The 26480-nt window shown below is 65.8% G+C and carries 27 protein-coding genes; 16 read left to right on the top strand and 11 right to left on the bottom strand.

The genetic code is table 11. From position 1 onward, the window contains the following. Positions 1–106: 106 nt before the first annotated feature. Positions 107–1597 (bottom strand): hypothetical protein, encoded by a 1491-nt coding sequence (locus tag IC762_RS31145; protein ID WP_195785920.1) that lies wholly within the window; start codon positions 1595–1597, stop codon positions 107–109. A gap of 363 nt (positions 1598–1960) precedes the next feature. On the opposite strand from IC762_RS31145, the gene IC762_RS31140 reads away from it, so the two are divergent. After that, the gene (locus IC762_RS31140; RefSeq protein ID WP_195785919.1) at positions 1961–2635 is read left to right on the top strand and encodes a TetR/AcrR family transcriptional regulator; all 675 of its coding nucleotides are present in this window, start codon (positions 1961–1963) and stop codon (positions 2633–2635) included. A gap of 72 nt (positions 2636–2707) precedes the next feature. Further along, positions 2708–3136, top strand: a complete 429-nt coding sequence (locus IC762_RS31135; RefSeq protein WP_195785918.1) for an OsmC family protein — start codon at positions 2708–2710, stop codon at positions 3134–3136. 45 nt (positions 3137–3181) lie between these two features. Here the strand turns inward: IC762_RS31135 and pyk are convergent, their stop codons facing one another. Beyond that, positions 3182–4621, bottom strand: a complete 1440-nt coding sequence (gene pyk / locus IC762_RS31130; protein ID WP_195785917.1) for a pyruvate kinase — start codon at positions 4619–4621, stop codon at positions 3182–3184. After that, positions 4618–5175, bottom strand: a complete 558-nt coding sequence (locus IC762_RS31125) for a DUF1036 domain-containing protein (RefSeq protein ID WP_195785916.1) — start codon at positions 5173–5175, stop codon at positions 4618–4620. Before IC762_RS31125 ends, pyk begins: the two co-directional genes overlap by 4 nt. Positions 5176–5423: 248 nt before the next feature. On the opposite strand from IC762_RS31125, the gene IC762_RS31120 reads away from it, so the two are divergent. Both IC762_RS31120 and IC762_RS31115 read left to right on the top strand, forming a co-directional pair. Then, the gene (locus tag IC762_RS31120) at positions 5424–5726 is read left to right on the top strand and encodes a DUF1244 domain-containing protein (RefSeq protein ID WP_195785915.1); all 303 of its coding nucleotides are present in this window, start codon (positions 5424–5426) and stop codon (positions 5724–5726) included. A gap of 208 nt (positions 5727–5934) precedes the next feature. Beyond that, entirely contained in the window at positions 5935–6204 is a 270-nt protein-coding gene (locus IC762_RS31115; protein WP_195785914.1) for a DUF2312 domain-containing protein, read from the top strand. Positions 6205–6528: 324 nt separating this feature from the next. Here the strand turns inward: IC762_RS31115 and IC762_RS31110 are convergent, their stop codons facing one another. The 3 genes from IC762_RS31110 to IC762_RS31100 form a co-directional block, all read right to left on the bottom strand. Continuing rightward, positions 6529–8109 carry a DUF882 domain-containing protein gene (locus IC762_RS31110; protein WP_195785913.1) on the bottom strand — a complete coding sequence of 527 codons (1581 nt, stop codon included), beginning with the start codon at positions 8107–8109 and terminating at the stop codon, positions 6529–6531. A 264-nt stretch (positions 8110–8373) separates the two neighbouring features. Next, positions 8374–10662, bottom strand: coding sequence for a L,D-transpeptidase family protein (locus tag IC762_RS31105; RefSeq protein ID WP_195785912.1), 2289 nt, complete (start codon positions 10660–10662; stop codon positions 8374–8376). Positions 10663–10971: 309 nt separating this feature from the next. After that, positions 10972–12459, bottom strand: a complete 1488-nt coding sequence (locus IC762_RS31100; protein ID WP_195785911.1) for a sigma-54-dependent transcriptional regulator — start codon at positions 12457–12459, stop codon at positions 10972–10974. A 142-nt stretch (positions 12460–12601) separates the two neighbouring features. On the opposite strand from IC762_RS31100, the gene IC762_RS31095 reads away from it, so the two are divergent. From IC762_RS31095 to IC762_RS31050, 10 genes are all read left to right on the top strand, one after another. Next, positions 12602–14482, top strand: a complete 1881-nt coding sequence (locus tag IC762_RS31095; RefSeq protein WP_195785910.1) for a M3 family oligoendopeptidase — start codon at positions 12602–12604, stop codon at positions 14480–14482. 249 nt (positions 14483–14731) lie between these two features. Next, a complete protein-coding gene (locus IC762_RS31090) occupies positions 14732–14884 on the top strand; it encodes an aa3-type cytochrome c oxidase subunit IV (RefSeq protein WP_195785909.1) in 153 nt (50 codons plus the stop codon). Between the two features lie 142 nt (positions 14885–15026). Beyond that, positions 15027–16151 (top strand): Re/Si-specific NAD(P)(+) transhydrogenase subunit alpha, encoded by a 1125-nt coding sequence (locus IC762_RS31085; RefSeq protein ID WP_195785908.1) that lies wholly within the window; start codon positions 15027–15029, stop codon positions 16149–16151. A gap of 11 nt (positions 16152–16162) precedes the next feature. Then, positions 16163–16480, top strand: a complete 318-nt coding sequence (locus tag IC762_RS31080; protein WP_195785907.1) for a proton-translocating transhydrogenase family protein — start codon at positions 16163–16165, stop codon at positions 16478–16480. Between the two features lie 40 nt (positions 16481–16520). Next, the gene (locus IC762_RS31075) at positions 16521–17918 is read left to right on the top strand and encodes an NAD(P)(+) transhydrogenase (Re/Si-specific) subunit beta (protein WP_195785906.1); all 1398 of its coding nucleotides are present in this window, start codon (positions 16521–16523) and stop codon (positions 17916–17918) included. A gap of 12 nt (positions 17919–17930) precedes the next feature. Next, on the top strand, positions 17931–18101 hold the full coding sequence (locus IC762_RS31070) for a hypothetical protein (RefSeq protein WP_195785905.1): 171 nt from the start codon (positions 17931–17933) through the stop codon (positions 18099–18101). 13 nt (positions 18102–18114) lie between these two features. After that, positions 18115–18933 (top strand): alpha/beta hydrolase, encoded by an 819-nt coding sequence (locus IC762_RS31065; protein WP_195785904.1) that lies wholly within the window; start codon positions 18115–18117, stop codon positions 18931–18933. Between the two features lie 53 nt (positions 18934–18986). Continuing rightward, positions 18987–20084 (top strand): calcium:proton antiporter, encoded by a 1098-nt coding sequence (locus IC762_RS31060; protein ID WP_195785903.1) that lies wholly within the window; start codon positions 18987–18989, stop codon positions 20082–20084. Between the two features lie 19 nt (positions 20085–20103). Next, a complete protein-coding gene (locus tag IC762_RS31055; RefSeq protein ID WP_195785902.1) occupies positions 20104–20388 on the top strand; it encodes a cupin domain-containing protein in 285 nt (94 codons plus the stop codon). A gap of 274 nt (positions 20389–20662) precedes the next feature. Next, positions 20663–21598: a hypothetical protein gene (locus IC762_RS31050; protein WP_195785901.1), complete on the top strand. Its 936-nt coding sequence runs from the start codon at positions 20663–20665 to the stop codon at positions 21596–21598. A 19-nt stretch (positions 21599–21617) separates the two neighbouring features. Here IC762_RS31050 and IC762_RS31045 read toward each other — a convergent pair whose 3' ends face one another. Together IC762_RS31045 and rpsU are read right to left on the bottom strand one after the other, a co-directional pair. After that, positions 21618–22271, bottom strand: a complete 654-nt coding sequence (locus tag IC762_RS31045; protein ID WP_195785900.1) for a tetratricopeptide repeat protein — start codon at positions 22269–22271, stop codon at positions 21618–21620. Between the two features lie 115 nt (positions 22272–22386). After that, the gene (gene rpsU, locus IC762_RS31040) at positions 22387–22686 is read right to left on the bottom strand and encodes a 30S ribosomal protein S21 (RefSeq protein WP_195785899.1); all 300 of its coding nucleotides are present in this window, start codon (positions 22684–22686) and stop codon (positions 22387–22389) included. A 265-nt stretch (positions 22687–22951) separates the two neighbouring features. Here rpsU and aqpZ point away from each other — a divergent pair, with 265 nt between their 5' ends. Beyond that, positions 22952–23674, top strand: a complete 723-nt coding sequence (gene aqpZ, locus IC762_RS31035; RefSeq protein ID WP_195785898.1) for an aquaporin Z — start codon at positions 22952–22954, stop codon at positions 23672–23674. 54 nt (positions 23675–23728) lie between these two features. Here the strand turns inward: aqpZ and IC762_RS31030 are convergent, their stop codons facing one another. Further along, the gene (locus IC762_RS31030) at positions 23729–24838 is read right to left on the bottom strand and encodes a 5-(carboxyamino)imidazole ribonucleotide synthase (protein ID WP_195785897.1); all 1110 of its coding nucleotides are present in this window, start codon (positions 24836–24838) and stop codon (positions 23729–23731) included. Continuing rightward, a complete protein-coding gene (gene purE / locus IC762_RS31025; protein WP_195785896.1) occupies positions 24835–25323 on the bottom strand; it encodes a 5-(carboxyamino)imidazole ribonucleotide mutase in 489 nt (162 codons plus the stop codon). Before purE ends, IC762_RS31030 begins: the two co-directional genes overlap by 4 nt. Positions 25324–25476: 153 nt before the next feature. On the opposite strand from purE, the gene IC762_RS31020 reads away from it, so the two are divergent. After that, positions 25477–26169 (top strand): GGDEF domain-containing protein, encoded by a 693-nt coding sequence (locus tag IC762_RS31020; RefSeq protein WP_246801337.1) that lies wholly within the window; start codon positions 25477–25479, stop codon positions 26167–26169. On the opposite strand, the gene IC762_RS31015 is transcribed toward IC762_RS31020, so the two are convergent. Further along, the gene (locus IC762_RS31015; protein ID WP_195785894.1) at positions 26166–26417 is read right to left on the bottom strand and encodes a hypothetical protein; all 252 of its coding nucleotides are present in this window, start codon (positions 26415–26417) and stop codon (positions 26166–26168) included. The two genes, IC762_RS31020 and IC762_RS31015, sit on opposite strands and share 4 nt — an antisense overlap. Positions 26418–26480: the final 63 nt, after the last annotated feature.

Raw genomic sequence — 26480 nt, 5'->3', positions numbered from 1 at the left:
AGAAAACGCGTCAAAACAAAAAGCTAGAGCTTCGGTTCTGATTCAATCAGAACCGAAAATGCTCTAGCCCGAGGCTTCCTAGTCGACCTCAGGACGACGGGACCGGCTAGTTCGCGTGTGTCGGATCCGCTTTCGCATCGTCCGAGCGGACGTGGATTACCGCAATGTCGTCCCTGTAGATCCGCTTCCAGCCCTTGAGGTGATCTAGCGCATTTCCGGCGGGAGAGTCCGAGCTCAGCAGCGTGGCGTCGATCCGGTATTTGTCGAGCAGCGCGAGCAGCTGGCCGACGTCGCGGGCGTCGAGCGCGTCGTAATAGTCGAGTACGAATTTCTCGCCGTAGAGCTCGGCGCGGCCGTCGATGAACACCTTCATGTCGCGGCTCACCATGTAGCCGCCGAACGGCGCGGTCGAGAACACGCGCTCGGCGTGGCGCTGCTGCAGCATGTCGACGGCGGCGGTGGGCTCGAAGCTCGGCAGGAATTTGAAGCTATGCTGGGCGACAAACATCGTCGTGGTCACCGTTGCACCGATCAGAATGGCGATCGCCGCCAGCATCGTGACGATCGGCGCCGAGCGGGTCTCCTCGAAACGCGCGGCGGCGCTGCCTGCGGTTCCCCATTGCTCGGCGATCGGCTTGGCCAGCACCAGCGGCGCGACGAAGGCGAACACCTCGATGTTGCGGACATGGCTCAGCGCCATCCAGATCAGGCCGAGCAGCAGCAGGATCCGCGGCAGCGACAGGGTGAGCCGGCGATAGAGGATGAGGCCGATCAGGCCGAGCAGCGTGGCCTCGAAGAAGTTGAATGTGCCGAAATCGACCGGCTTCCACTCGCCGATCAAGTTGAGCAGCTTGCCGAGGCTGAGGATTTTCGTCGCGCCGAGCAGGCTGTTCCAGCCATAGGGCGTCACGCAGCTCGCGGCGAGCGCGGCGAGGCCGAACAATCCCCAGCGCAGCACGAGTTGACGGCGACGGGCAGGCTCGGTGCCCCACAGCGCCTCGATCCCGATCGGTCCGATCAACGCGAGGCCCAGTACGAAGCCACCATGCAGATTGGCCCACAGCGTCATCAGCGGCAGCAGCAACCAAGACGGTGAGGTGCGGCGGTCGGCGGCCGCCATCAGGCCGCCGATGAACGCAAGCTCCACCGGCAATGCCAGCACATGCGGCCGTGCCAGGAAGTGGATGGTCGAGAGCAGCAGCGCCAGCGCCGTGATCAGGATCGCGCGCGCGGGATCGAAATAGGGGCTCAGCAGATTGAGGAAGATCACAACCGTGACGCCGATCGCGATCGACGACAGGATCACCGGCCCGGCCCAGTCGCCGCCATACACGGTGGCAAACACCACCTGCGAGAGCCACGAGCTCGAGATCCAGGCTTCGCCGAAGCGCGTGAACGAGAACACGTCGGTGGTGGGCATCGCGCCATGGGCGAGGATCCACTGCCCGACCTTGATCTGCCACATCGTGTCGGAATCGCGCAGCAGGATCTCGCCGGCTGCGAGGTAGAACAGATAGGCGCCGACACCGGCGCACAGCGGCACCAGTCCGCGCGCGGTGCTCCGATGGCTGACGCTGCTGGTGATCGAGAGTGACATGAGGATGCGTTCGCGCTTTCTGATATCCACAAGCGCCATCGGGCGCGATGGTGCCGGCCACTGGACCATGGCTTCCGATAAATTCGGGTAAATGCGCGCGCCCGGGGCCAACGTCTCGATATCGAGCGATCGCGTTAGGTTGCGATTCACCATCTCACCTTCACCACGCGCGGGATGGCGGGGAGAGCATCGGCGCCGCCACGCGGGTGTCGCAAAATCCTTACAATTCCACCTTGTCAATCGGTCTGAATAGTTGTTCACTTCTTCGAGCGGTTGCGGGATCAATCGCACAAAACATTGAAGACGCGTGTGTTCTCCGCTGGTGGGCGCCAGCGGGACGCACCGGTGGGGGACGGTCACGCCATGGTTTATCGGCGCACGCATCAGGTTGTGAAACGGCTCGCCGCGCGGCGCAGCGCCATTCTGACGGCGGCGCGGGATGCCGCGGCCGACGGCGGCATGGCCGCGGTGCAGATCGCGCCGGTCGCGGTGCGCGCCAATGTCGCGGCCGGCACCGTCTATCGCTATTTCCCTTCCAAGGCCGAGCTGATCTCGGAGCTGATCACGGAAGTTTCGCGCGACGAACTGACCGCTATCCGCCGCGCCGCCGATGCCGCACCCGGCCCGTCATCGGCGCTGGCTGCCGCGGTGACGACGATCGCGGTCCACGTGCTGTCGCAACGCAAGCTCGCCTGGGGCATCTTGGCTGAACCCGTCGACGTCGACGTCACCGCCTCGCGGCTCGCCAGCCGCCGCGACATTTCCGGCGAGCTCGCGGCGCGGATCGACGCCGCGGTGCGTGCCGGCCATTTGCCGGCGCAGGATACCGCGCTCGCGGCCACCGCCTTGCTCGGCGCGCTGCACGAGGCGCTGGTCGGCCCGCTGGCGCCGGCCAATCTCGACGATCCCGCCAAATCGCGCGATGCGGTGCAGACCGTGACCTTGCTCGGCCTGCGCGCAGTCGGCGTGATGGATGCCCGCGCCCGCGGCCTCGTGGTGCAGGCGACGACGCCGGCGAAGGCGCTGGTCGGCGCCTGAGATCGAACGGATTCTGTCGCGTTGGCGTTGTAGCGTTGTAGGCGGGGTTCAACCAACCGCACGGAGTGACGCATGACGACGACCCATGGCTCGGCCAAATGGCAGGGCGGCATCAAGGACGGCAAGGGCGCGATCTCGACCAAGAGCGGCGCGCTCAGCGATTACCCCTATGGCTTCGCCAGCCGCTTCGAGGGCAAGCCCGGTTCGAACCCCGAAGAGCTGATCGGCGCGGCGCACGCCGCCTGCTTCACGATGGCGCTGTCATTGATCCTGGGCGAAGCCAAGCTCACCGCGGAGCACATGGAGACCAAGGCCGACGTGACGCTGGAGAAGGTCGGCGACGGCTTTGCCATCACCGCGGTGCACCTGACGCTGGCGGCGAAGATCCCCGGCGCCACCGATGCGACGTTGCAGGAACTGGCCGGCAAGGCCAAGGCCGGCTGTCCGATATCGAAGCTGCTCAACACCAAGATCACGCTCGAGGCGAACCTGCAGAGCTGATCGTGGTTGCGCGTTCCGGGTCACGCTGAGCGTGGTCCGGCGCGCTCAGATGATCTCCGCGTCGCCGTTCGGGCCGACCGAGGCGATGCGCAGCATGTTGGTGGTGCCGGGCGCGCGCAGCGGCACGCCGGCGACGATGATGACGCGCTGGCCGGCCTTGGCAAAACCGTCCCTGAACGCGATCGAGCCGGCGCGATTGACCATGTCGTCGAGATCGTGGGCGTCCTCGGCGACCACGCAATGCACGCCCCACACCACCGACAGCTTGCGGCCGGTGGCGATATTGGGCGTGATCGCGACCACGGGCACCTTGGGCCGCTCACGCGCCACGCGGAACGCGGTCGAGCCCGACGAGGTCCAGCAGATGATCGCCGAGAGATCGAGCGTCTCGGCGATCTGCCGCGCCGCGTCTGCAATGGCGTCGCCCACGGTCGCTTCAGGATCGACGCGCGAGGCATTGATCACGCCGCGATAGGTCGGGTCGCGCTCCACTTCCTCGCCGATCCGGTTCATGGTCGAGACCGCTTCGACCGGGAATTTGCCGGCGGCGGACTCCGCCGAAAGCATGATGGCGTCGGCGCCCTCATAGACGGCGGTGGCGACGTCTGAGACCTCGGCGCGGGTCGGCACCGGCGACTGGATCATCGATTCCAGCATCTGGGTTGCGACCACCACCGGCTTGCCGGCGCGGCGGGCCATCCGCGTCATCTGCTTCTGCAGGCTCGGCACCCGCTCCAGCGGCAGCTCGACACCGAGATCGCCGCGCGCCACCATCAGTGCGTCCGACGCATCGATGATGTCGCCGAGGCGGTCGATCGCCTGCGGCTTTTCGATCTTGGCCATCACGGCGGCGCGGCCGCGGATCATCTTCTTGGCCTCGACGACATCCTCGGCGCGCTGCACGAAGGACAGCGCGACCCAGTCGATGCCCTCGGGCAGCGCGGCTTCCAGATCGGCGCGGTCCTTCGGCGTCATTGCCGAGACGGGCAGGTCGGTGTCGGGCAGGCTGACGCCCTTGCGGTCCGACATCTTGCCGCCGATCACGACCCGCGTCACCGCGCGCTCCGGCGAGGTTTCCTCGGCGATCAGCCGCACCTTGCCATCGTCGAGCAGCAGCGCGTGGCCGGGCCGCAGCGCTGCGAGAATCTCGGGATGCGGCAGCAGCACGCGGCTGTTGTTGCCGGGCGTCTTGTCGGAATCCAAAATGAAGGTCTGGCCGTTGTTGAGCTGGGTCGAGCCGCCCTCGAAGGCGCCGAGCCGGAGCTTCGGCCCCTGCAGATCGACCAGGATGCCGATCGGCCGGCCGTAGCTCGATTCGACGTTGCGGATGGTTTTCACCAGCTCCCGCATCTTGTCATGCGGGGTGTGGCTCATGTTGATGCGGAACACGTCGGCACCTGCCTCGAACAACTTGCGAATCATCGCGCTGTCGGACGAGGCCGGGCCGAGGGTTGCGAGAATCTTGATACGGCGCAGTCGTCTCATGGTTTGTTCCCGGGCGTTGCGGCTGGTGGCAGACCAGACGCGCCCGGAGGCGCTGCGCCCGGCGGCGGGTTTGGCAGGCCCGGCATCGTTCCCGGGCTTCCCGGGCCGACGCCGCCCGGCATTCCCGGCACTTTCTGCGGCTGTTGTTCGTTGGCTTCGGTCAATTGGACGGTCCATGCACGCTGCTCGCCGGTGTCGACCTCGAAGAAGCCGGTGCGGTCGAAACCGCGCGCGAGGCAATTCTCCGTGCCCTTGATGGTGAATTCCTTGTCGCGCGAGCACATGAAGGCCTGGCCGGACCATTCACCGCCGCGATCATAGTCGAGCGCATAGATGTAATAGTAGCGCGCCACGAGATTGCCGCGCAGCAATGTCTCACAGCTGCGTGACGACACGTTCCACCAGCCCTCGGTGGTCCAGCCCTCGGCGTCCTTGTAGCCCAGCGCGATGCCGACCCGGCTCGATGTGTTGTTGCAGAGCCGGAAATCGGCAGCCGCCGGGCTCGTCCACAGGCATGCCACGACAACCGCCAGCACCGGCAGGATGCCGGCCATCGTCAGGCGAGTGATTCGGGAGCTTGAAGTGAGGGAATCTGCTGGATTCATGCGGGGAGGCTATATCAGATCATTGGCGATTTCGCGTGTTCCGGCTGTCACTGTCAACGGGCGGGCGCGCATCTGGCATGCTGCTGGACCGTTGCGGGCTGCAGCCGAGAGGGCGTTCTGCGCGGCGATATGGCAAAAACTGTGACAATTCCCAACTGATATCAATATGGTGAGGAAGACACAGCGGGATGACGGCGATGACCATTGACGACAAAACCAGAACAGAACTCGAGGCCGCGGTGTTCCGGCGCCTGGTCGGCCATTTGCGCGAGAGGACCGACGTGCAGAACATCGACCTGATGAATCTGGCCGGCTTCTGCCGCAACTGCCTGTCCAACTGGATGAAGGAAGCGGCCGACACCAAGGGCATTGCCGTCAGCAAGGACGAGAGCCGCGAGGCGGTCTACGGCATGCCCTATGAGGAGTGGAAGGCGAAGTACCAGGGCAGCGCGACGCCGGAACAACTCGCCGCGATGAAGAAGGCGCCGAGCGGACATTGAGCGCAGTGGTGATTCCGGGTTCGACGCTGCGCATCGCCCCGGAATCACGACGCCCGCATGAACACCGTCCGCATCTCCTGTGGGCGCGCTGTGGATGAGCGCGATGTTTCCTTGACGGAACGCGCCGCAAAATCGAGGGTCGCCCGCAGCAAGCGGTGCGCATGACGCGTATTCGCGTCACACAGCAATGCCAGTTCAGGAGTACGCGATGGCCACGTCCGCCGCCGTCCAGGAAGAGCCCGCAACCCGTTTCGCCAAGGACCAGCTCAAGTCCATCATCGAGCGCATCGAGCGGCTGGAAGAAGAGAAGAAGACGATCTCGGACGATATCCGCGACGTCTACGCGGAGGCCAAAGGCAACGGCTTCGACGTCAAGGCGCTGCGCACCATCGTGCGCCTGCGCAAGCAGGATGCCAATGAGCGCCAGGAGCAGGAAACCATCCTGGAAACCTACATGCAGGCGCTGGGGATGCTCTGAAGGGACGACTGACTGCCAAAATATCGAAAAACAACCCCATGCAAAGGAGCCCGGCGGCTGCCGGTGCTCGACACGGGCGACTTGACACGTCGGGCAACTCAGTAATATTCTTCCATTATTCCGAAATCATGCAGATCGTCGGTGTCGTCACCCGCGCATGCGGGTGACCCGGTATTCCAGAGACAGCAGTGCTTGAGCCGAGGAGCCGCGGCATACTGGGTCGCCCGGTCGAGCCGGGCGATGACAGCAGGGGACGAGGAGATAGCCTCACGTCCTCTCCGGATGACGGAGTGGAAGAGCAGGACTCCGAATCGCGCTTGCGGCTCAGCGCAGCGAGGCGGTGAGGAACGGCTGGGTCTGCAGCGTTGCGGTGGCCGAGCCCGAGAAGCGGTCGCAGGTCATGCCCATCATCGGATCTTCCGAGAAGGTCATCGCGACGGCGGCGAGCGGCTTGATGAAATGCGCGCGCATCAGGCTCATGTCGGTATCGCCGAGCACCGTGGTCAGCATGCCGCTGCTCGCGCTCGGCGCCAGCATCACGACGCGCATCCAGACGTCGTTGCCCTTGGCGGCCGAAATCCGCGCCGACGTGGTGATCACGCCCTGGCCCGGCGCGCCCTTGGCGACGACGGTGTTGATCTCGGTGGCGGCAGCGGCAGCATTGCGGGTCGGGCGCACGCTGTGCGGGATCGGCGCGGATGCCGCGACGATATTGGCGCGGTCGACCGGCGAGGATGACGCCGGCGCGTAGGCGAGCGCCTTGTTGAAGTTTTCCGTCGCGGTCGCCGTGGTCTGCGGATCGGCGGCAGCAACCGCCTCGCGGGCCTTCAGCGCCGCGACCTGGGCCGCCGACGCCTGCTTCGGCGTAGCCGCATCGTCACCCCAGAAGCCGCGGGCGTTGATGATGTCGGTCGGCGACTGCGGCTTCGCGCTGCGGTCGGCGTCCTGGACCTGCGGCTTGGCCTTCGGAGCCGGGATGAGCTGGGCATCGGCCGCGGCGAGCTGGATCGCAGCTGCGATCTGCGGCTTTGCGCGCGGCATCGGAACGGGATCGGCGGATTTGGCCGGAATGGCGGCCGCAACCACGGGGTTGGCCGCGGGCGTGTCGTTCACGCTGGCGCCGGCTTCCTCGTCGTCCTCATTGGACTTGCTGCCAAACAGCTTGGCGAACACGCTTGGCTTGCTGATCGTCGCGGCGTCGTCGCCATTGCCGCGGCGTTCGATGTCGGCCTTGGCGAGCTGGTAGCCCTTCAGCGGCGTGCCGTCGGTCGGGATATGGACGGTGCGGCCATCCGGGAACACCCGCGCCAACTGGTCATGCGTCATGCGCGGCCAGTGCCGGATGCTGCCGGTGTCGAGATGGACGAACGGCGAGCCGGAGGTCGGATAGAAGCCGACGCCGCCGCGCTGTAGCCGCAGACCGGCGAAGCGGATCTGCTCCAGCGGCACGCCCGGGATGAAGAAGTCCATCGCATGCCCCAGCATGTGCTGGCTGTGGCGCGCCACGCCCGAGGAGCGGCGACGCAGCATGGCGTTGGTGGAGGGGGAACGGTACGACGAGATGATCTGGATCGGCTGCTTGCCGCCGACGTCGCGATAGACTTCCCAGAGGATGTCGAACAAATGACGGTCCATCACCGTCTCATCCTGGTTGCGCCAGTCGCGCAGATAGTGATTGAGCTGCTTCAGCGCGGCTTCGTCGTAGCGGCCATCGCGCTTGAAGGTGACCGTGAGATCTTCGTTGGAATGGGTGTGGTGGAAGGAGAGGGTGCGGGTCTCGTTCAGCGCGCTCGCATCGTGCACCGTTCCGGCTTGCGCCAGCAGCAATAGCGACGTCAGGCCGACTTGGTATCCGGCCTTCGGCAACGATAGCGAATTGAAGCGGCGTGCGAGGACAGCCAGCACTATGAGCCCACCCAAGTCGACGAGCGTTCGGTCGGCGTCATCGCAGACCCCCTGCGAAAGACGGTGAACGCTTTCTTAAAGCGGGAGGGTTAACCGAAGTTTACCGACCCGCCCCCAAGTTAGCCTTAACTAAAAGGTGGAGTGTGGCAAAAAAGAGCCGGCTGCCGCGGCCGTGATGGATAATGGTTAACGTAAACGATCTCGTCCGTCGGACGAGATCGTTGATTTCACTTCAAAATTTACCCAAATCGCCCGTCGGCGGAATTAACGGGTGATCACGCGGCGGGGCTGCGGCTGGCCGCGACGGGTCGGCTGCGGCGCCGGCTGGTTGAATCCACCCCCGAACAGACGCTCGAAGAAGCCCGGCCCGGAGGGCCCGCCGCTGCTGTCGCTGGCGTAGACGCTGGAGGGCAGGCTGCCGGCCGGCGGACGCGCGTAGCTCGGCTGCGCATGCGCGACCACGGCCTCGAGATCCTTGCCGTGGGTGTTCTTGAGCAGCGACAGCATGGTGGCGTCGCGGCCGTAGACGTCCTTGCGGAATTGCAGCTTGCCGGCATCGTCCACGAACGCGGTCTGATAGGTGATGTTGACCGGGATCGGGGTCGGGAATTTCAGGTCGACCTCGCTCGTGCCGTACATGCTGCGGATCCGCTCCGGCGTGTAGTGCTGGTTCGGCTCGGTGATGTTGAGCAGCACGGAGGCGTACTGGTCCGGGTTCTGCACGCGCATGCAGCCGTGGCTGTAGGCGCGCTCTTCCTTGGCGAACAGGTACTTGTCCGGCGTGTCGTGCTGATAGACCAGGAACTTGTTCGGGAAGTTGAAGCGGATGCGGCCGAGCGCGTTGGCTTCACCCGGCGGCTGCGAGATGTGCACCGAGCCGTCGCGGTTGCGCTCGAGCTTCAGCCCCATCCGCTGCAGCACCGTCGGATCCTGCTGCAACGCCGGCAGATACTCGTTGTAGATGATCGACGGCGGCACGTTCCAGGTCGGGTTGACCGTGATGTACTTCATCGTCTCGGTCAAAAGCGGCGTGGCATGCTGGCCGGGCTTGCCGGTCACGACGCGCGTGGTCCAGACCTGCGCGCCGTTCTGCATCACCTTCAACGTGTAGTCGGGGATGTTGAGGATGACATAGGCATTGCCAATATTGCCGGCGCCAAGCTGGCGCGGCAGCCAGCGCCAGCGCTCCATGTTGACGAGCACGGTGTCGATCTGCCGGTCGCGCTTCGGGTTGTTCAGCGCCTTGACCGTGCGCTCGTCGAGCACGCCTGATGGCTTCATATCGACGCTGCTCTGGAACTTCTCCACCGCGCGCGCGACCGTCGCGTCATATTTGGTGCTGCTGGCATCCTCGGTGACGCCGAGCTTGTTGCGCAGATCCGGCACGCGCGGATCGTCCATCTCGACCGCGGCCTGCTTCTTGCCGCGCGCGGGCACGTATTTCAGTGCGGGGCCGTCGGCGATCGTGATGACCGGGCCGTCGCCCTGGCCGCGCAGCTCGGCGAGCTTCTTCTTCAGCTCCTTGTAGAGCTTCTGCGGCGGGTTGTAGCTGTCGAGCGCGGCGGATGCGTCCTTGGCCGTGGTGACATTGGCGAACACTTCGGCCGGATCGATCGGATGCTCCGGATAGAGGATGTCGGCCGACACCTGCGACCAGTGCATGCGGCCGCTCTGCGCCTGGCGCGCATATTCCAGCATGCTGGCGGCGAGCTTGAGCTCGGCATCGGCCAGCGCGTCCGGCGAGGTCGCCGCGGTGAAATCCGGCACCGGATATTCGGCCGGATCGAGGCCATCGGAGGCGGCATCCTTCAGCCGTGCGATCACGCCCTTGCCGGCGTCGGTCAGCTTGCCGGCTTGCGTGAACACCGGCGCGTAGTCGCGGGCCGAATAGAATTTCTCGGCCGCCGCGCGCTCGACCTTGCGGTCGAAGCTGCGCAGCGTCTTGCCGGCGAACAGATCGCGCAGCTTGTCGGCGACAGGCTGATCCTCGGTGGGGACACTGCTCGCGGCCTTCACCGGCTCGGCTGCCGGAGCAGCGGCGGTCGCGGGCGCCGGAGCCGCTGCGGGGGCCGCGGCCGTCGCCGGGGCGGGCACAGCCGCAGGCGGCGCGACCGCAGTGTCGGTCTTCGGCGTATCGGCAGGTTTGCCGTCGGCGGGCGCGGTGGCAACATCGGCGGGCTTCGGCTCGGCGGCCTTGGCCGTCGCGCTCGGCTCGGCCGGCTTGGCTTCGATCGTCTTGGCATCGGTCGTCTTGGCATCGGTCGTCTTGGCATCGACCGGCTTGGCTTCGGTCGCCTGCACGTCGGCCGGCTTGGCATCAGCCGGCTTCGCGGGCAGCGCGGCGGTCGTGTCGGCCTTGAAATCGCTTGCGGTGGGCGGCGGCACGTTGGCGGGTTCGGGGCGCGGGATCGCGGCGTCGATCGCGAGTTCGGCAGCGCTGCTGCGTGATGTGTCCTGTGCGTTGGCCGATGATGCGGACACCGCGAGGAAAGTTGCCGCGATCGTCATCAATACGCGGTCATAGCCCCGACGGTTGTTCGAACAGTCACGCATCGTCGCACCCCCTGGGTGAAATACCCGTCACCGTGTTCTGGAACGGTTCAAGTCAGTGTTTGGTTTCACAGTCTGCGCGAGAGCGCCGGCCTTCTTGATCTAGACGTACGCCTGCACGCAACCAACGCAGACGATACATACGCCCCTCACATGCAGCCAGCGCCATGCGGGGCAACTCACGACAAACTGACTTCGAAACACCTGATTTCATTCAGCCTGTGCGTTTTTGCCACGCAGTACGGCCTTTGTCTGTCACCGCCAGGACACGGTTCAAATGGTTCCCGCGTTGCGGCCTTTTGGCCACAAGATCTAGCTGGCCTCGCTGGTGCGAGCGCCCGCCGCGGCCTCGTCGAGCTTGCGGTAGAGCGTCGAGCGGCCGATCTTCAGCCGGCGCGCGACCTCCGACATCTGGCCACGGTAGTGCGAAATCGCGAAGCGGATGATCTCGTTCTCCAGATCTTCCAGCGGGCGGACCTCGCCGGAGGCATTGAGCATCGCGAGGCCACCGGCCATCGGCAGAGACGTCGCGGGTATTTCGTTACCGGAGTTCATGGCCGGCGCGGTGGAGGGCGACACCACCAGCGGCTCGCTTTGCAGCGACTTCGCTTCCGGAATCGGATGCGCGGTGACCTGCGGGAAATCGGCCAGCGCGAGCTGATCGCCGTCGCTCATCACCACGGCGCGATAGACCGTGTTCTCGAGCTGGCGGATGTTGCCGGGCCAGTCGAGCTGCGAAAGATGCGCCATCGCCTCGCCGCTGATGCCGGTGATGTTGCGGTTCTCCTCGGCGCAGAACCGCGCCAGGAAATGCCGCAGCAGGTGCGGAATGTCCTCGCGCCGCTGCCGCAGCGCCGGAATGGTCAGCGGCAGCACGTGCAGGCGGTAGAACAGGTCCTCGCGGAACTGGCCGCCCTTCACGAGATCGAGCAGCTTGCGGTTGGTCGCCGAGATGATGCGGACATCGACCTTGACCGGTTTGCGTCCGCCGACCGCTTCCACGGTGCCTTCCTGCAGCGCGCGCAGCAGCTTGACCTGGGTGGCGAGCGGCAGTTCGCCGACCTCGTCGAGGAACAGGGTGCCGCCATGGGCTTCGACGAACTTGCCTTGGTGGCGCTCGGTGGCACCGGTGAAGGCGCCCTTCTCGTGGCCGAACAGGATCGATTCGACAAGGTTGTCGGGGATTGCGCCGCAGTTCACCGCGACGAACGGCTTGGCCTTGCGCTCGCTGCTGCCGTGGATGGCGCGCGCGAACAATTCCTTGCCGACGCCGGATTCACCCTCGATCAGCACGGGAATCGTCGAGGCCGCCGCCTTCTGCGCGGTGCGCAGCACGCCGGTCATGGCCTCGCTGCGGGTGATGATGTCGGAGAAAGTCAGCCGGCCCTCGCGGCTGTGCCGGATGCGCTGCAATTCGCCCTTCAGCGCCGAGGCGTTGAGGGCGTTGCGCAGCGAGACCTGAAGCCGCTCGAAGCCGACCGGCTTGACCACGAAATCCTGGGCGCCGGCGCGCATTGCCGAGACCACATTGTCGATGCCGCCATGCGCGGTCTGCACGATGACCGGGACGGTCAAACCAGCTTCACGGATCTTTGCGAGGACACCGAGACCGTCGAGGCCGGGCATCACGAGGTCGAGCACGACGGCATCGATCGTTCGCGCTTCGGGTGCGGTCAATGCGGACACCGCGGCGTCGCCGGAATCGACGACGAGGGGCTCATAGCCGCATTTCTGCACCATGTTTTCGACCAATCGGCGCTGTACGGCGTCGTCATCGGCGATCAAAATGGTGGCAGCCATGGTTTTCCCCGCACGCTACGATTATTTGTCTCGAATCGGGGCACTGTCGCCGAAGCCGATTAACGCACTCTTAAATGTTGCAATTCCGCTTTGATTTCCCCGCCGCCGCAGTCTTTCCGACCGAAGTAAGGTTCTGAACAAGATGACCTCGCGCTCCAAATCCGCTGTCAACAAGCCCGCCCTCCGCAAGCAATCCGTGCAACGCAGACCGGCCACCGGAAAGCCGGCGAGCAACGCGGCCGGCAAGACGGGCAAGCTGCCCGAATGGAATCTGGCGGATCTCTACGCCGGCATCGACGCGCCGGATGTCGCGCGCGACTTGGCGAAGATGGATGCAGATTGCGTCGCGTTTGAGACCGACTACAAGGGCAAGCTGGCCGAAAATACCGCCGGCGAAGCCGGCGGCAAATGGCTGGCCGAGGCGATCAGGCGCTACGAGGCGATCGACGACCTCGCCGGCCGGCTCGGCTCCTATGCCGGCCTCGTTCATGCCGGCGACAGCGTCGATCCCGCGATCTCGAAATTCTACGGCGACGTGTCCGAGCGGCTGACCGCGGCCTCGGTCCACCTGCTGTTCTTCTCGCTCGAGCTCAATCGCGTTGACGATGATGTGATCGAGCGCGCGATGGCCGAGCCCGCGCTCGGTCATTACCGGCCGTGGATCGAGGACCTGCGCAAGGACAAGCCGTACCAGCTCGAGGATCGCGTCGAGCAGCTGTTTCACGAGAAGGCGCAGAGCGGCTATGCGGCCTGGAATCGGCTGTTCGACCAGACCATCTCCGGCCTGCGCTTCAAGCTCGCCGGCAAGGAGCTCGCGATCGAGCCGACGCTGAACCTGTTGCAGGACAAGGCGGGCGACAAGCGCAAGGCGGCGGCGCAGGCGCTGGCCAAGACCTTCAAGGACAATGAGCGCACCTTTGCGCTGGTCACCAACACGCTCGCCAAGGACAAGGAGATCTCCGACCGCTGGCGCGGATTCCAGGACGTCGCCGACGCCCGCCATCTCAACAACCGCGTCGAGCGCGAGGTGGTGGATGCGCTGGTCGCCTCGGTGCGCGCGGCCTATCCGAAGCTGTCGCATCGTTACTACGCGCTGAAGGCGGGCTGGTTCAAAAAGAAGAAGCTGCCGCACTGGGACCGCAACGCGCCGCTGCCGTTCGCGGCGACCGGCACCATCGCCTGGCCCGAGGCGCGCAACATGGTGCTGTCGGCCTATCGCGGCTTCTCGCCGCGGATGGCCGATATCGCCGAGCGCTTCTTCGTCGACCGCTGGATCGATGCGCCGGTGCGGCCCGGCAAGGCGCCGGGCGCGTTCTCGCATCCGACCACGCCGTCGGCGCACCCCTACGTGCTGATGAACTACCAGGGCAAGCCGCGCGACGTCATGACGCTCGCCCATGAACTCGGCCACGGCGTGCACCAGGTGCTGGCGGCCAGGAACGGCGCGCTGATGGCGCCGACGCCGCTGACCTTGGCGGAGACCGCGAGCGTGTTCGGCGAGATGCTGACCTTCAGGCGGCTGTTGTCGCAGACCAAGAGCGCCAAGCAGCGCCAGGCGCTGCTCGCCGGCAAGGTCGAGGACATGATCAACACCGTGGTGCGGCAGATCGCGTTCTATACCTTCGAGCGCGCGGTGCATACCGAGCGCAGGAACGGCGAGCTCACCGCCGAACGGCTCGGCCAGATCTGGCTCAGCGTGCAGGGCGAAAGCCTCGGGCCCGCGATCGAGATCAAGCCGGGCTACGAGACGTTCTGGATGTACATCCCGCACTTCATCCATTCGCCGTTCTACGTCTATGCCTACGCATTCGGCGACTGCCTGGTGAACTCGCTCTATGCGGTCTACGAGCACGCCTCGGATGGTTTCGCCGAGCGCTATCTCGACATGCTCGCCGCCGGCGGCACCAAGCACTATTCGGAGCTCTTGAGGCCGTTCGGGCTCGACGCCAAGGATCCCAAATTCTGGGACGGCGGCCTGTCGGTCATATCAGGGATGATCGACGAGCTGGAGGCGATGGGCTGAGACCGGAAGGTTTTGCAATAAGGGGCGCCGCTCGCGAATCCCGCGGTCGGCGGAACGATTCTTCTGCGGCACCCTCGATCCGGAGATGAATCCTGCCTTGCACCCCCGGCGGCGAGGCCGGATCGCCGGGAAACTGCCTTGATCCCGGGCAATCGGCCTCTCCACGGCCGAATTGCGGCAGCCTCCGTTGCTCTGCCACCGTGTTTGCGGTAATGGCTCGCGAACGTGACTTTCTGACTGGGGACAGCGATGGCAGACCATAGCGAAGTGGTTTACACGACCGCCGACGGCAACGATTACATTGCGCACGAGCAGACCTATGAAGGGTTCATCAAGCTCGTCAAATTCGGCTCCGCCACCGTCGCCATCATCCTCATCCTGATGGCCTATTTCCTGGTCTGATCCCCCGATCGGCCAAGGCCTCGCCGTCTCGCGGCGGGGTGGCGAATTCCTGTCGAGCCCGGCTGCACAAACCGGGTATCCAACCTGGCGAAAATAACGCTAGTTTGAAGACGCGTGCGCTGCCAGCGCCGCCGGAGGGCCCATGAAGATTGCCGTTGCCAAGGAAATCGATCCGTCCGAGCCGCGCGTTGCGGCCTCGCCCGACACGATCAAGAAGTTCAAGGCGCTGGGCGCCGAGGTCGCCGTCGAGCCGGGCGCCGGCGTCAAGTCCGGCCTGCCTGATTCGGAATTCACCGCGGCGGGTGCCACGGTCTCCGCCGACGCGCTCAAGGACGCCGACATCATCATCAAGGTGAAGCGGCCCGAGGCCTCGGAACTTGGCCACTACAAGCGCGGCGCGCTCGTCATCGCGATCATGGACCCGTATGGCAACGAGGCCGCGCTGAAGACGATCGCCGACGCCGGCGTTTCCGCCTTCGCGATGGAATTGATGCCGCGCATCACCCGCGCCCAGGTGATGGACGTGCTGTCCTCGCAGGCCAACCTCGCCGGCTACCGTGCCGTGATCGAAGGCGCGGAGGCGTTCGGCCGCGCCTTCCCGATGATGATGACCGCGGCCGGCACCGTTCCAGCCGCCAAGGTGTTCGTGATGGGCGTCGGCGTCGCCGGCCTGCAGGCGATCGCGACCGCGCGGCGGCTGGGCGCGATCGTCACCGCGACCGACGTGCGGCCCGCCACCAAGGAACAGGTCGAATCGCTCGGCGCCAAATTCCTCGCCGTCGAGGACGAGGAGTTCAAGAACGCGCAGACCGCCGGCGGCTACGCCAAGGAGATGTCCAGGGAGTACCAGGCCAAGCAGGCCGCGCTCACCGCCGAGCACATCAAGAAGCAGGACATCGTGATCACCACGGCGCTGATTCCCGGCCGTCCGGCGCCCAAGCTGGTGTCGGGCGAGATGGTGAAATCGATGAAGCCCGGCTCCGTGCTGGTCGATCTCGCGGTCGAGCGCGGCGGCAATGTCGAGGGTGCGAAACCCGGCGAGGTCGTCGAGACCGACGGCATCAAGATCGTCGGCTACACCAACGTCGCCGGCCGCGTCGCCGCCTCGGCGTCCAGTCTTTACGCACGCAACCTGTTCTCGTTCATCGAGACCATGGTCGACAAGGCCAGCAAGGCGCTCGCGGTCAATTGGGACGACGAACTGGTGAAGGCCACCGCGCTGACCAAGGACGGCGCCGTCATCCATCCCAACTTCCAGTCGAAATAAGGAAACAAGCCATGGAGCATATCGCGCAGGCCGTGGATCCCTTCGTGTTCCGGCTATCGATTTTCGTCCTTGCCGTGTTCGTCGGCTATTTCGTGGTGTGGTCGGTGACGCCGGCCCTGCATACGCCGCTGATGAGCGTCACCAACGCGATCTCTTCGGTGATCGTGGTCGGCGCGCTGCTCGCGGTCGGCGTCGGCATGGTGTCGAGCGGCTCGGGCTGGGCGCGCGGCTTCGGCTTCGTCGCGCTGATCTTCGCCTGCGTGAACATCTTCGGCGGCTTCCTCGTCACCCAGCGCATGCTGGCGATGTACAAGAAGAAAGCCAAGTAAACGCCACCTCGGGGTGATGTGAGAATTTGGGGGACCTGAGATGAGCGCCAATCTGTCTGCAGTATTCTATCTGGTCGCCGGCGTGCTGTTCATCCTGGCGCTGCGCGGCCTGTCGAGCCCGGCGTCATCGCGCCAGGGCAACATGTTCGGCATGATCGGCATGGCGATCGCGGTCGGCACCACGCTGGCGACCCATCCGCCGGCCGACGGCGTGGCCTGGCTGCTGGTGATCCTGGCGGTCGCGATCGGCGGCGGCATCGGCGCGGTGATCGCCCGCCGGGTGCCGATGACCTCGATGCCCGAGCTGGTCGCCGCGTTCCACTCGCTGGTCGGCATGGCCGCGGTGCTGGTCGCTGCCGGCGCGTTCTATGCGCCGGAAGCCTTCGACATCGGCACGCCCGGCAACATCCATCCGCAGAGCCTGGTGGAAATGTCGCTCGGCGTCGCGATCGGCGCGCTGACGTTTACCGGCTCGGTGATCGCGTTCCTGAAGCTGTCGGCACGGATGAGCGGCGCGCCGATCATCCTGCCGTTCCGCCACGCCATCAACATCGTGCTCGCCGTGCTGCTGGTCGTGTTCATCGTCGGCCTGGTGATGTCGGGCAGCGCGCTCGACTTCTGGCTGATCACGATCATCGCGCTGGCGCTCGGCGTGCTGATGATCATCCCGATCGGCGGCGCCGACATGCCGGTCGTGATCTCGATGCTGAACTCCTATTCCGGCTGGGCCGCGGCCGGCATCGGTTTCACGCTGGGCAACTCGGCGCTGATCATCACCGGCGCGCTGGTCGGCTCCTCCGGCGCGATCCTGTCCTACATCATGTGCCACGCGATGAACCGTTCGTTCATCTCGGTGATCCTCGGCGGCTTCGGCGGCGAGACCGCGGCCGCCGGCGGCGGCTCGGGCGAGCAGAAGCCGGCCAAGCTCGGCTCGGCCGACGATGCCGCGTTCATCATGAAGAACGCGCAGAAGGTCATCATCGTGCCCGGCTACGGCATGGCGGTGGCGCAGGCCCAGCATGCGCTGCGCGAAATGGGCGACATCCTGAAGAAGGAAGGCGTCGAGGTGAAATACGCCATCCACCCGGTGGCGGGCCGCATGCCCGGCCACATGAACGTGTTGCTGGCCGAAGCCAACGTGCCCTATGACGAGGTGTTCGAGCTCGAGGACATCAACTCGGAGTTCGCCCAGGCCGACATCGCCTTCGTGATCGGCGCCAACGACGTCACCAACCCGGCTGCGGAAGAAGACAAGACCTCGCCGATCTACGGCATGCCGGTGCTGCAGGTCTGGAAGGCCGGCACCGTGATGTTCATCAAGCGCTCGCTGGCGTCCGGCTATGCCGGCATCGACAATCCGCTGTTCTACCGCGACAACACCATGATGCTGCTCGGCGACGCCAAGAAGGTCACTGAGAACATCGTCAAGGCGATGTAAGGCGAGGCGCGGATGGCCCTGAACCGGGAGTGGCATCGCGACAACCGCATGCCGCCCCGGGCCACGCGCGAGCAGCGGATCAAATGGCACGTGGCGCATGCGAAAGCGTGCGCATGCCGGTCGGTCCCCGACGGCATCAGGCCTGACGTCGAGAAGCTGCTCAAGGGGCGCAGCACAAAATAGCGCGGCAGGACGCATGCATCTGGCCCTGACGATCCTGAAATGGCTTCTGATCGTCGTGGCCGTCGCCTATCTCGGCGGCCTGGCCTGGCTGTACGTCAAGCAGCGCGAGATGCTGTTTCCGGTCCCGCCGGTCGGGCGGACCGCGCCTGCCGCCGCAGGGCTGCCAGATGCCGAAGAGCAGGTCCTTGCCACCGCCGACGGCGAGAAGGTCATCGTCTGGCACGTCCCGGCGAAACCGGGCCGGCCCGTGGTACTGTTCTTTCCCGGCAACGGCGATTTCCTCGCCGGCCGCGTCGCGCGCTTCAAGGGCATCACGGCCGACGGCACCGGGCTGGTCGCGCTGTCCTACCGCGGCTATGCCGGCTCGAGCGGATCTCCGAGCGAGCAGGGCCTGCTGCAGGATGCCGCGGCGGCCTATGCCTTCGCCAGCGCGCGCTATAGCGCCGACCGGATCGTGGTCTGGGGTTTCTCGCTCGGCACCGGCGTTGCGGTCGCCATCGCCGCCACGCATCCGGTCGGCAAACTGATCCTGGAGGCACCTTATACCTCGACGGTGGATGTCGCCGCCGCGCTGTTTCCCTATGCGCCGGTCCGCCTCCTGATGCGCGATCCATTCCACTCCGACCGCCGCATCGCGGCCGTCACCGCGCCGCTCCTGATCATGCACGGCACCAGCGATCCGGTGATCCCGCTTGTTTTCGGCAAGCGGCTGTTCAGCCTCGCGCACGAGCCCAAGCAGCTGGTTCGCTTCCCGGGCGGCGGGCACGACAATCTCGACGATTTCGGTGCCATGGAGACGGCGCGGCAATTCATCGACGCGCCAAGAGGCTGACGGCGGTGCTGGTCTGGCGCATAATCGGATCCATCGAAGCGAGGGACTGATTCATGAGTGCACACGGACCGATGCCGCGGTCGGCCTGGCTGTATCCGATCCTCGCAATGGCGCTGTTTGCGGCGGTCACCGCCTCGGGCTACGCCTTCGCGCCGTCGCCCGGCGGCTGGCTGTTCGCGCTCGTCCTGCTGGTGATCCTGTTCGGCACCGTGTTCGCGGCGGTCCATCACGCCGAAATGATCGCCGAGCGGATCGGCGAGCCGTTCGGCACGCTGCTGCTGACGCTCGCGGTCACCATCATCGAGGTGGCGCTGATCGCGACCATCATGCTCGGCGACACGCCGGCGCCGACGCTGGCGCGCGATACGGTGTTTGCGGTGGTGATGATCGTCTGCAACGGCCTGGTCGGTCTGTGCATCTTCATCGGCGGCCTCAGATACCGCGAGCAGGACTTCCAGATCACCGGCGCGAACCTCTATCTCAGCGTCCTGTTCGTGCTCGCGACCATCACGCTGGCGATGCCGAACTTCACGTTGAGCGCGCCCGGGCCGGTCTACTCGACGGCCCAGCTCATCGTGGTGAGCATCGTCACCGTGCTGCTCTATGCGGTGTTCCTCTACACCCAGGCGATCCGCCACCGGGATTACTTCGTGAGCGGCGCCGACGGAGCGGCCGAGCATGGCGAGGTGTTGTCCAATCGCGAGCTGGCGGTCAGCATCGCGCTTCTGCTGCTGGCGCTGCTGGCGGTGGTGCTGCTGGCCAAGAAGTTCTCCATCGTGGTCGACGTCGTCACCGCCAAGATCGGGGCGCCGCCGGCCTTCGCGGGCGTCGTGGTCGCGCTGCTGATCCTGCTGCCGGAGAGCGTCGCGGCCGCCGCGGCGGCACGCAAGAACGATCTGCAGAAGAGCATCAACCTGGCGCTCGGCTCGTCGATCGCCACCATCGGGCTGACGGTTCCCGCGGTGGCGATCGCAGCCTATGCGCTCGACAAGCAGCTCGTGCTCGGCCTCAGCAACCAGCATATGCTGATCCTGCTGTTGACCTTCATGGTCAGCATGCTCACCTTCGGCACCGGCCGCACCAACATCCTGTTCGGGCTCGTGCACATGGTGGTGTTCGCGGTGTTCGTGTTCATGGTGTTCGTGCCGTAGAATTTTGGAGAGGAAGTCGATGCTCAGCGCCAAATCGGACGTCCAGGTGGATACGGCGGAGGTCCGCGTGACCGAATGGCGGCTGGCGCCGGGCAGCGCCACCGGCCACCACACCCATGAGATGGACTACGTCATCGTGCCGATCACGGCGGGCGAAATGACGATCGTGGCGCCGAACGGCGAGCGCTCGAAGGCGCAGCTTGGTGCCGGCAAGTCCTATTTCCGGAAGGCCGGCGTCCAGCACGACGTGCTCAACGAGACCACGAGCGAGATCGTGTTCCTCGAGGTCGAGCTCAAGCCGTGAGGCCTCGCGGCGACCGAGCAGGGCGGAACTGCAAGATCGGAATGACGAATCATTGTGGGTGAGTGTGGAAATTCATCTTCTGTTAAGAGCTGAGGTATGATTTCGACAACGGATGAGGTGCACGCGTTTTCGTGCGCGGCGCCGCGTCCGGCTGAAACCGAAGTGACACCAAAGGTGACGGCGGAGCGGGCGTTTGCCACCGATCCGTCGCAGTTGATCCCTCAATGTGCCTCAAAGTTCCAGCATGAAATCCGGGGCGGGGAGTGGCAGGGCCATGCTGAGTTACTTGAAGAAATTCGTGATGGACATCTTACCCTCGGTGGCGGCGACCATCATCGGGGCCTACATCGTTAACCATTACATCGTGTCCAAGCCGGATCCGTCCGCCACCGCCGCAATCTCCGCCGCCGCCGACCCCAAAGCAGACGCCAAGACCGCCGCCAAGCCGGCGGAGAAGTCGACCGTCGTCGGCAGCCTCCCTGAAGCCGGTGTGAAGGCCAAGGGCATGTCCGAGCGCACGCTGATCGAACGCGCGGCGTCGGAGAAGGCGCAAGTCACTGAAAAGTCCGCCACTGAAAAGTCCGCCACTGAAAAGTCCGTCGCCGAAAAGTCGGCCACCGAAAAGTCTGGCACCGAGAAGCCGGCCGAGAAATCCGCTGACGTGAAGGCCCCCGATGCTCCGGCCGACACCGCAAGCATCCCCGCCGATTCGCGCCATCACCCCGTCACGCCGAAGGCGATCGCGAAACTGACCCCGCCGGCCTCGGTCGAAGCCGCGGTGACCCCCGAGGACGGGCGTGACGCCAACGATCTCGCCCGTGCCGCGATCGAGCGGCTGCGCAAGGAGAACCCGGCGCGTGCGCAGGAGCAGCATCCGACCGATGCTGCCCGCCTGCCCGAGGGGCCGCGCGGCGTCACTGCGCCGTCGGTACGGCCGCTGCCGCCGCCGATCATGGTGTCGAGCCCGACCGACCAGAGCGTCGCCGACCAGTCTTCGCAGCAGCGTCCGCCCTACGCGGATGGCCAGGGTTCAGGTAGCCAGAATTCAAACCGGCTGACGCCGCCGGCCGATATCCCGGTCCCGATCCTGCAGCCGCCGCTCGATCTGCGCGCCGAGGCAACGGTCCCGCAGCCGAAGGATCACACGAGTGTCGCCGACGACATGCTGTCCAGCGTCAAGTCGGTGTTCCACGCCGTCCTGCCGAAATAAGCTGTCCAACTAAGCCGCGTCAGCCGCCGGTGCGCGCCAGTCCGCTGCGCGCGCTCTCGTCCTTCGGCCGCAGTGCGAGCGCGCGGTTGTAGGACGCCGCGGCCTTGGCCCGGTCGCCGAGTTTCTCGTAGGCCTGCCCGCGGGCGCTCCACGCCGCCACGCTGCCGGGATCGGCCTGCACGGCCTCGTCCAGGTCGGCTGCCGCCTCCTTGGCCTTGTCGAGCGCGAGATAGCTGGTGGCGCGGCCGATCAGCGGCTCGGCCTTTTGCGGCGACAGTCCGCTGGCCGCGGTGAAGTCCTCGACCGCCTGCTGATGCTGGCCCCGGCCCTGGTAGATCAGGCCGCGGCCGTATAGCGCCTGGATGTTGTAGGGATCAGCTGCCAGTGCAGAATCGAATTCCGCCAGCGCCTCGTCGGTATTGCCCGAGCGCGCCAGCACCTGGCCGCGTGTCGCATGGTCCTTGGCGCTGCCGATGTCCTGCGCGGTGATGGTGTCGGCCGGTTTCTCGGCGGCAGGGGCCGGCGTCTTCGATTTGTCGTTGGAGCCCCACGAGCCCAGGTCGAAGGAGCACCCGCCCAGCGGCAGCCCGACGAGCACGGCAATGACGACGATGTGCGACGCACGCTGGCGATATGCAGGACCGAGGCGGGAGCGGAGCACCGGAACAGCCATTATGCAAAATGCTCTTGGAGGTAATTTTGCATTGGTAACCCGGACCACCGTCTGCTTCAAAACGACAACGCGGGCCCGAGGCCCGCGCTGTTAGACTTCCAGATTGGCAAATGGTTCAGCGCGGCGGGCGACCAGCGCCCGGACCGCCACGGCCACCGGCGCCACGATCGCCGCCCGGACCGGCGCCGAACACCGGCTTCGGCTTCATCGGCAGCAGGCCTTCGCGCTGCAGCTTCTTGCGCGCCAGCTTGCGTGCGCGGCGCACGGCTTCGGCCTTTTCGCGGGCCTTCTTCTCGGAGGGCTTTTCGTAATGGCCGCGGAGCTTCATCTCGCGGAAAATACCCTCGCGCTGCATCTTCTTCTTCAGCGCCTTGAGGGCTTGGTCGACATTGTTATCGCGGACGAGAACCTGCACGCGGCATCCTCTTTTGCATTGATCGGTTCGGAATTCTGGCGAGGTATAAGGGGCGACAAAGGCCAGCCTCTTAACCCTAGGCGCGCGCATGTATCAGACAAATGCGCAGATGTCCACCGCCGCAGTGACTTTCGGGCCTAGTAAAGCCACGAAATACGGCGAAACTGCCCTTGTCTGGCCCTGATTTGGGACGTTTGGCGTCAGCATCCGGGCCGTTCCCGGAGTTTTTGATAACTCCGGACATTGGAAATAGGGGAGAAGCCACATGGAGATGAAGAAATATGCTGCCGAACTCATCGGCACCTTCTGGTTGACCTTCGCCGGCTGCGGCAGCGCGGTGATTGCGGCCGGGTTTCCGCAGGTCGGGATCGGCCTGGTCGGCGTGTCACTGGCGTTCGGGCTGAGCGTGGTCACGATGGCCTACGCCATCGGCCACATCTCGGGTTGCCATCTGAACCCGGCCGTGACGGTCGGGCTCGCAGCGGGCGGCCGCTTTCCGGGCGGCCAGATCCTGCCTTACATCATCGCCCAGGTCGCGGGTGCGATCATCGCGGCGTGGCTGCTCTATGTCATCGCCAGCGGCGCGCCGGGCTTCGACGTCGGCAAGGGCTTTGCCTCGAACGGCTACGATGCCCACTCGCCGGGCGGGTACAGCATGATGGTGTGCTTCATCACCGAGTTGGTGATGACCATGATGTTCCTGTTCATCATCATGGGATCGACCCACGGCAAAGCGCCGGCGGGTTTCGCGCCGCTCGCCATCGGGCTCGCGCTGGTGATGATCCACCTCGTCAGCATCCCCGTGACCAACACCTCGGTCAACCCGGCGCGCAGCACCGGACCGGCGCTGTTCGTCGGCGGCTGGGCGACCGCGCAGCTCTGGCTGTTCTGGGTCGCGCCCCTGATCGGCGGCGCGCTCGGCGGGGTGATCTATCGCTGGCTCAGCGACGAGCCGACAGGCGTGGTCGCCGGCGTCAAGACGGCGTGATCGGCGCGTGGGATCGTGAGCTTCACGATCCCACTTGTCCGCTGAGGGTGGAGACTACGGCTTGCGGGCCGGCGTCACTTCGGTGACGTGGCCCATCTTGCGGCCGGGGCGCGGCGCGCCCTTGCCGTAGAGATGCACGGTGGCGCCGGGGACGGTGAGCCACTGCTCGTAGCTCAGGATGTCGTCGCCGATCAGATTGGTCATGGTGACATCGCCATGGCGCACCGGCTTGCCGAGCGGCCAGCCGGCGATGGCGCGGATGTGCTGTTCGAACTGCGAGATCGAGGCGCCGTCCAGCGTCCAGTGGCCGGAATTGTGCACGCGCGGCGCGATCTCGTTGACCAGCACCGCCGGCGCATGGCCGCCTTGGCCGGATACCACGAACATCTCGACCGCGAGCACGCCGACATAGTCGAGCGCCGCTGCGATCTTCCCGGCGATCGCCCGCGCCTGGGCTGCGAGCTCGTCGGGGATCGCTGCCGGCGCGCGGGAGATCTTCAGGATGTGATCGCGATGCTCGTTCTCGGTGACGTCGAAGCATTCGACGGCGCCCGCTGCCGAGCGCGCCGCAATCACCGAGATCTCGCGCTCGAACGGCACGAAGGCCTCGAGGATCGCCGACTTGGTGCCGAGGCCGTCCCAGACCTCGTCGAGATCATCGCCGTCGCGGATGATCGCCTGGCCCTTGCCGTCATAGCCGAAGCGGCGGGTCTTGATGACGGCGGGCAGGCCGATGCGCGCGATCGCGGCGCGCAGGCTTGCCGCCGAGGACACGTCGGCATAGCCGGCCGTGCCGATGCCGAGCTTGCTGACGAAATCCTTTTCGACCAGCCGGTCCTGCGTGGTCTCGAGGATCTTCTGCGCCGGCAGCACGGGGCGGCGCGCGGCGAGCACCATGGCGGTGGCCGCCGGCACGTTCTCGAACTCGTAGGTAACGACATCGACGTCGTTGGCGAACAGTTCGAGCGCCTCGACGTCGGCATATTCCGCGCAGGTCGCGTGCTGCACCACGTCGAAGGCCGGCGAATCCGGATCGGGCGAGAACACCTGGCAGCGGAGCCCGAGGCGTGCCGCGGCCAGCGCCAGCATCCGACCCAATTGGCCGCCGCCGAGGATTCCGATGGTGTCGCCCGGCTTCAGCTTCACTGCGCTCGAAGCCGTCACGCCGAGCCCTCCGGACGATCCTTGATCGCGTCGGTCTGCTGCTTGCGCCAGGCGGCCAGCCGGACCGCCAAAGCGGGATCGTTGAGCGCGAGCACGCTCGCGGCGAGCAGCGCGGCATTGATCGCGCCGGCCTTGCCGATCGCGAGCGTGCCGACCGGGACGCCGGCCGGCATCTGCACGATCGAATAGAGCGAATCGACGCCGGACAGCGCCTTGGATTCGACGGGGACGCCGAACACCGGCAGCTCGGTCAGCGCGGCCGTCATGCCGGGCAGATGCGCCGCGCCGCCGGCGCCGGCGATGATCACCTTGTGGCCTGCGGCCTGGGCGCCCTTGGCAAAGGCATAGAGCCGGTCGGGGGTGCGGTGGGCGGACACGATCCGAGTTTCGCAGGCGACATTGAGCGCAGCCAGCGTTTCGGCGGCATGGCGCATGGTCTCCCAATCGGACTGGCTTCCCATGATGATGGCGATCGGGGCGGTCATATCTTCAATTCTGTGCAGGAATCCAAAAGCATAGGCCGATTATAGGGGCGACCCGGGCGGCATCCAAGGCGTGGCAAGGGAGTTAGAATGCACTATCCTGTCTTGGTGAATCCCGGCAAGCCTTCATTCAGCAGGCCTCGAGTAAGGACGCGCATGAAGAAGACGACGAGGGCGGCCGGCACCAAGGCCTCAAATAAGGCTGCGAACCGCGAGAAAACACCGGCGGCGGGGAAATCGGCGGCAGGCCGGGCCGGAACCGCGATTCCCCTGCGGACGGCGGCCGCGTCGGACAAATCCGCGATTCGCCGGCTGAAGGCGCAGCTGGCGCGGGCCGAGGCCCGGATCGAGGAGCTGCAGGCCTCCGCCGAAACCGACTTCCTGCTCGACATCCTGAACCGGCGCGGCTTCGAGCGTGAGCTCGCCCGTGCCATCGCCTTCATCAAGCGCTACGAGGCGTCGGGCGCGCTGATCGTGCTCGACGTCGACCGTCTGAAGCCGATCAACGACGCGTTCGGGCATGCTGCCGGTGACGAGGTGCTGAAGGCGATCGTCGCTGCGGTGTCCGACCAGGTGCGCGCCTCCGACGTGATCGGCCGTCTCGGCGGCGACGAGTTCGCCGTGCTGCTGTGGAATCTCAGCGCCACCGATGCCAGCGCCAAGGCCGCCGCATTGGAGGAGGCGATCGACGCGCTGAGCTTCGTATTCGACGGCAGCCGCGTCGCGGCGGGCGCCTCCGCAGGGATTGCGATCCTGACGGCGCATTCGGATCTCGAGCACGTGCTCGATGAGGCCGATCGCGCGATGTATGTGCGCAAGGCGCAGCGGCGGCACGAGGCGCGGAACTAGAGCGCGCTCAAATCCTGCGGCACGTTGCCGAAGGCCCGCAGCAGCTTGGCGTCGCCGAACTCGCCGATCGCGGGATCGCCGGTGCGGCTGAAGGCAAGCGCGCCGATACTGCCGGGCATCCGTGACATCATCTCGGCGCGCCGCAGCGCGGTCGCCGAGCTCTGGCATTCCTCGGCATTGCCCGCGACCGGCGTGCCGTCATCGTCCTGCATGAACGGCAGCGCCACGTAATAGGTGACATCGGCCATCGATTTGCTCCTCTCAGAGCGTTTTCGAGCGAAAGCCCGTGCCGCACTTGATGCGGGACGGAT

The organism is Bradyrhizobium genosp. L, assembly GCF_015624485.1.
Classification (GTDB): domain Bacteria; phylum Pseudomonadota; class Alphaproteobacteria; order Rhizobiales; family Xanthobacteraceae; genus Bradyrhizobium.
Note: the sequence above shows the minus strand (reverse complement) of the source record. Positions and strands in the feature narration are given on the sequence as shown.

Excerpts from the sequence above, each read along its gene's own strand:
- IC762_RS31045 (WP_195785900.1), bottom strand. The coding sequence starts at position 22,271 with ATGGCTGTTCCGGTGCTCCGCTCCCGCCTCGGTCCTGCATATCGCCAG.
- IC762_RS31105 (WP_195785912.1), bottom strand. The coding sequence starts at position 10,662 with ATGCGTGACTGTTCGAACAACCGTCGGGGCTATGACCGCGTATTGATG.
- IC762_RS31100 (WP_195785911.1), bottom strand. The coding sequence starts at position 12,459 with ATGGCTGCCACCATTTTGATCGCCGATGACGACGCCGTACAGCGCCGA.
- IC762_RS31120 (WP_195785915.1), top strand. The coding sequence starts at position 5,424 with ATGACCATTGACGACAAAACCAGAACAGAACTCGAGGCCGCGGTGTTC.
- IC762_RS31065 (WP_195785904.1), top strand. The coding sequence starts at position 18,115 with ATGCATCTGGCCCTGACGATCCTGAAATGGCTTCTGATCGTCGTGGCC.
- IC762_RS31090 (WP_195785909.1), top strand. The coding sequence starts at position 14,732 with ATGGCAGACCATAGCGAAGTGGTTTACACGACCGCCGACGGCAACGAT.
- IC762_RS31080 (WP_195785907.1), top strand. The coding sequence starts at position 16,163 with ATGGAGCATATCGCGCAGGCCGTGGATCCCTTCGTGTTCCGGCTATCG.
- IC762_RS31020 (WP_246801337.1), top strand. The coding sequence starts at position 25,477 with ATGAAGAAGACGACGAGGGCGGCCGGCACCAAGGCCTCAAATAAGGCT.
- IC762_RS31125 (WP_195785916.1), bottom strand. The coding sequence starts at position 5,175 with ATGGCCGGCATCCTGCCGGTGCTGGCGGTTGTCGTGGCATGCCTGTGG.
- IC762_RS31055 (WP_195785902.1), top strand. The coding sequence starts at position 20,104 with ATGCTCAGCGCCAAATCGGACGTCCAGGTGGATACGGCGGAGGTCCGC.
- IC762_RS31140 (WP_195785919.1), top strand. The coding sequence starts at position 1,961 with ATGGTTTATCGGCGCACGCATCAGGTTGTGAAACGGCTCGCCGCGCGG.
- aqpZ (WP_195785898.1), top strand. The coding sequence starts at position 22,952 with ATGGAGATGAAGAAATATGCTGCCGAACTCATCGGCACCTTCTGGTTG.
- IC762_RS31015 (WP_195785894.1), bottom strand. The coding sequence starts at position 26,417 with ATGGCCGATGTCACCTATTACGTGGCGCTGCCGTTCATGCAGGACGAT.
- IC762_RS31070 (WP_195785905.1), top strand. The coding sequence starts at position 17,931 with ATGGCCCTGAACCGGGAGTGGCATCGCGACAACCGCATGCCGCCCCGG.
- purE (WP_195785896.1), bottom strand. The coding sequence starts at position 25,323 with ATGACCGCCCCGATCGCCATCATCATGGGAAGCCAGTCCGATTGGGAG.
- IC762_RS31075 (WP_195785906.1), top strand. The coding sequence starts at position 16,521 with ATGAGCGCCAATCTGTCTGCAGTATTCTATCTGGTCGCCGGCGTGCTG.
- IC762_RS31060 (WP_195785903.1), top strand. The coding sequence starts at position 18,987 with ATGAGTGCACACGGACCGATGCCGCGGTCGGCCTGGCTGTATCCGATC.
- IC762_RS31115 (WP_195785914.1), top strand. The coding sequence starts at position 5,935 with ATGGCCACGTCCGCCGCCGTCCAGGAAGAGCCCGCAACCCGTTTCGCC.
- IC762_RS31145 (WP_195785920.1), bottom strand. The coding sequence starts at position 1,597 with ATGTCACTCTCGATCACCAGCAGCGTCAGCCATCGGAGCACCGCGCGC.
- IC762_RS31095 (WP_195785910.1), top strand. The coding sequence starts at position 12,602 with ATGACCTCGCGCTCCAAATCCGCTGTCAACAAGCCCGCCCTCCGCAAG.
- IC762_RS31050 (WP_195785901.1), top strand. The coding sequence starts at position 20,663 with ATGCTGAGTTACTTGAAGAAATTCGTGATGGACATCTTACCCTCGGTG.
- IC762_RS31085 (WP_195785908.1), top strand. The coding sequence starts at position 15,027 with ATGAAGATTGCCGTTGCCAAGGAAATCGATCCGTCCGAGCCGCGCGTT.
- pyk (WP_195785917.1), bottom strand. The coding sequence starts at position 4,621 with ATGAGACGACTGCGCCGTATCAAGATTCTCGCAACCCTCGGCCCGGCC.
- IC762_RS31135 (WP_195785918.1), top strand. The coding sequence starts at position 2,708 with ATGACGACGACCCATGGCTCGGCCAAATGGCAGGGCGGCATCAAGGAC.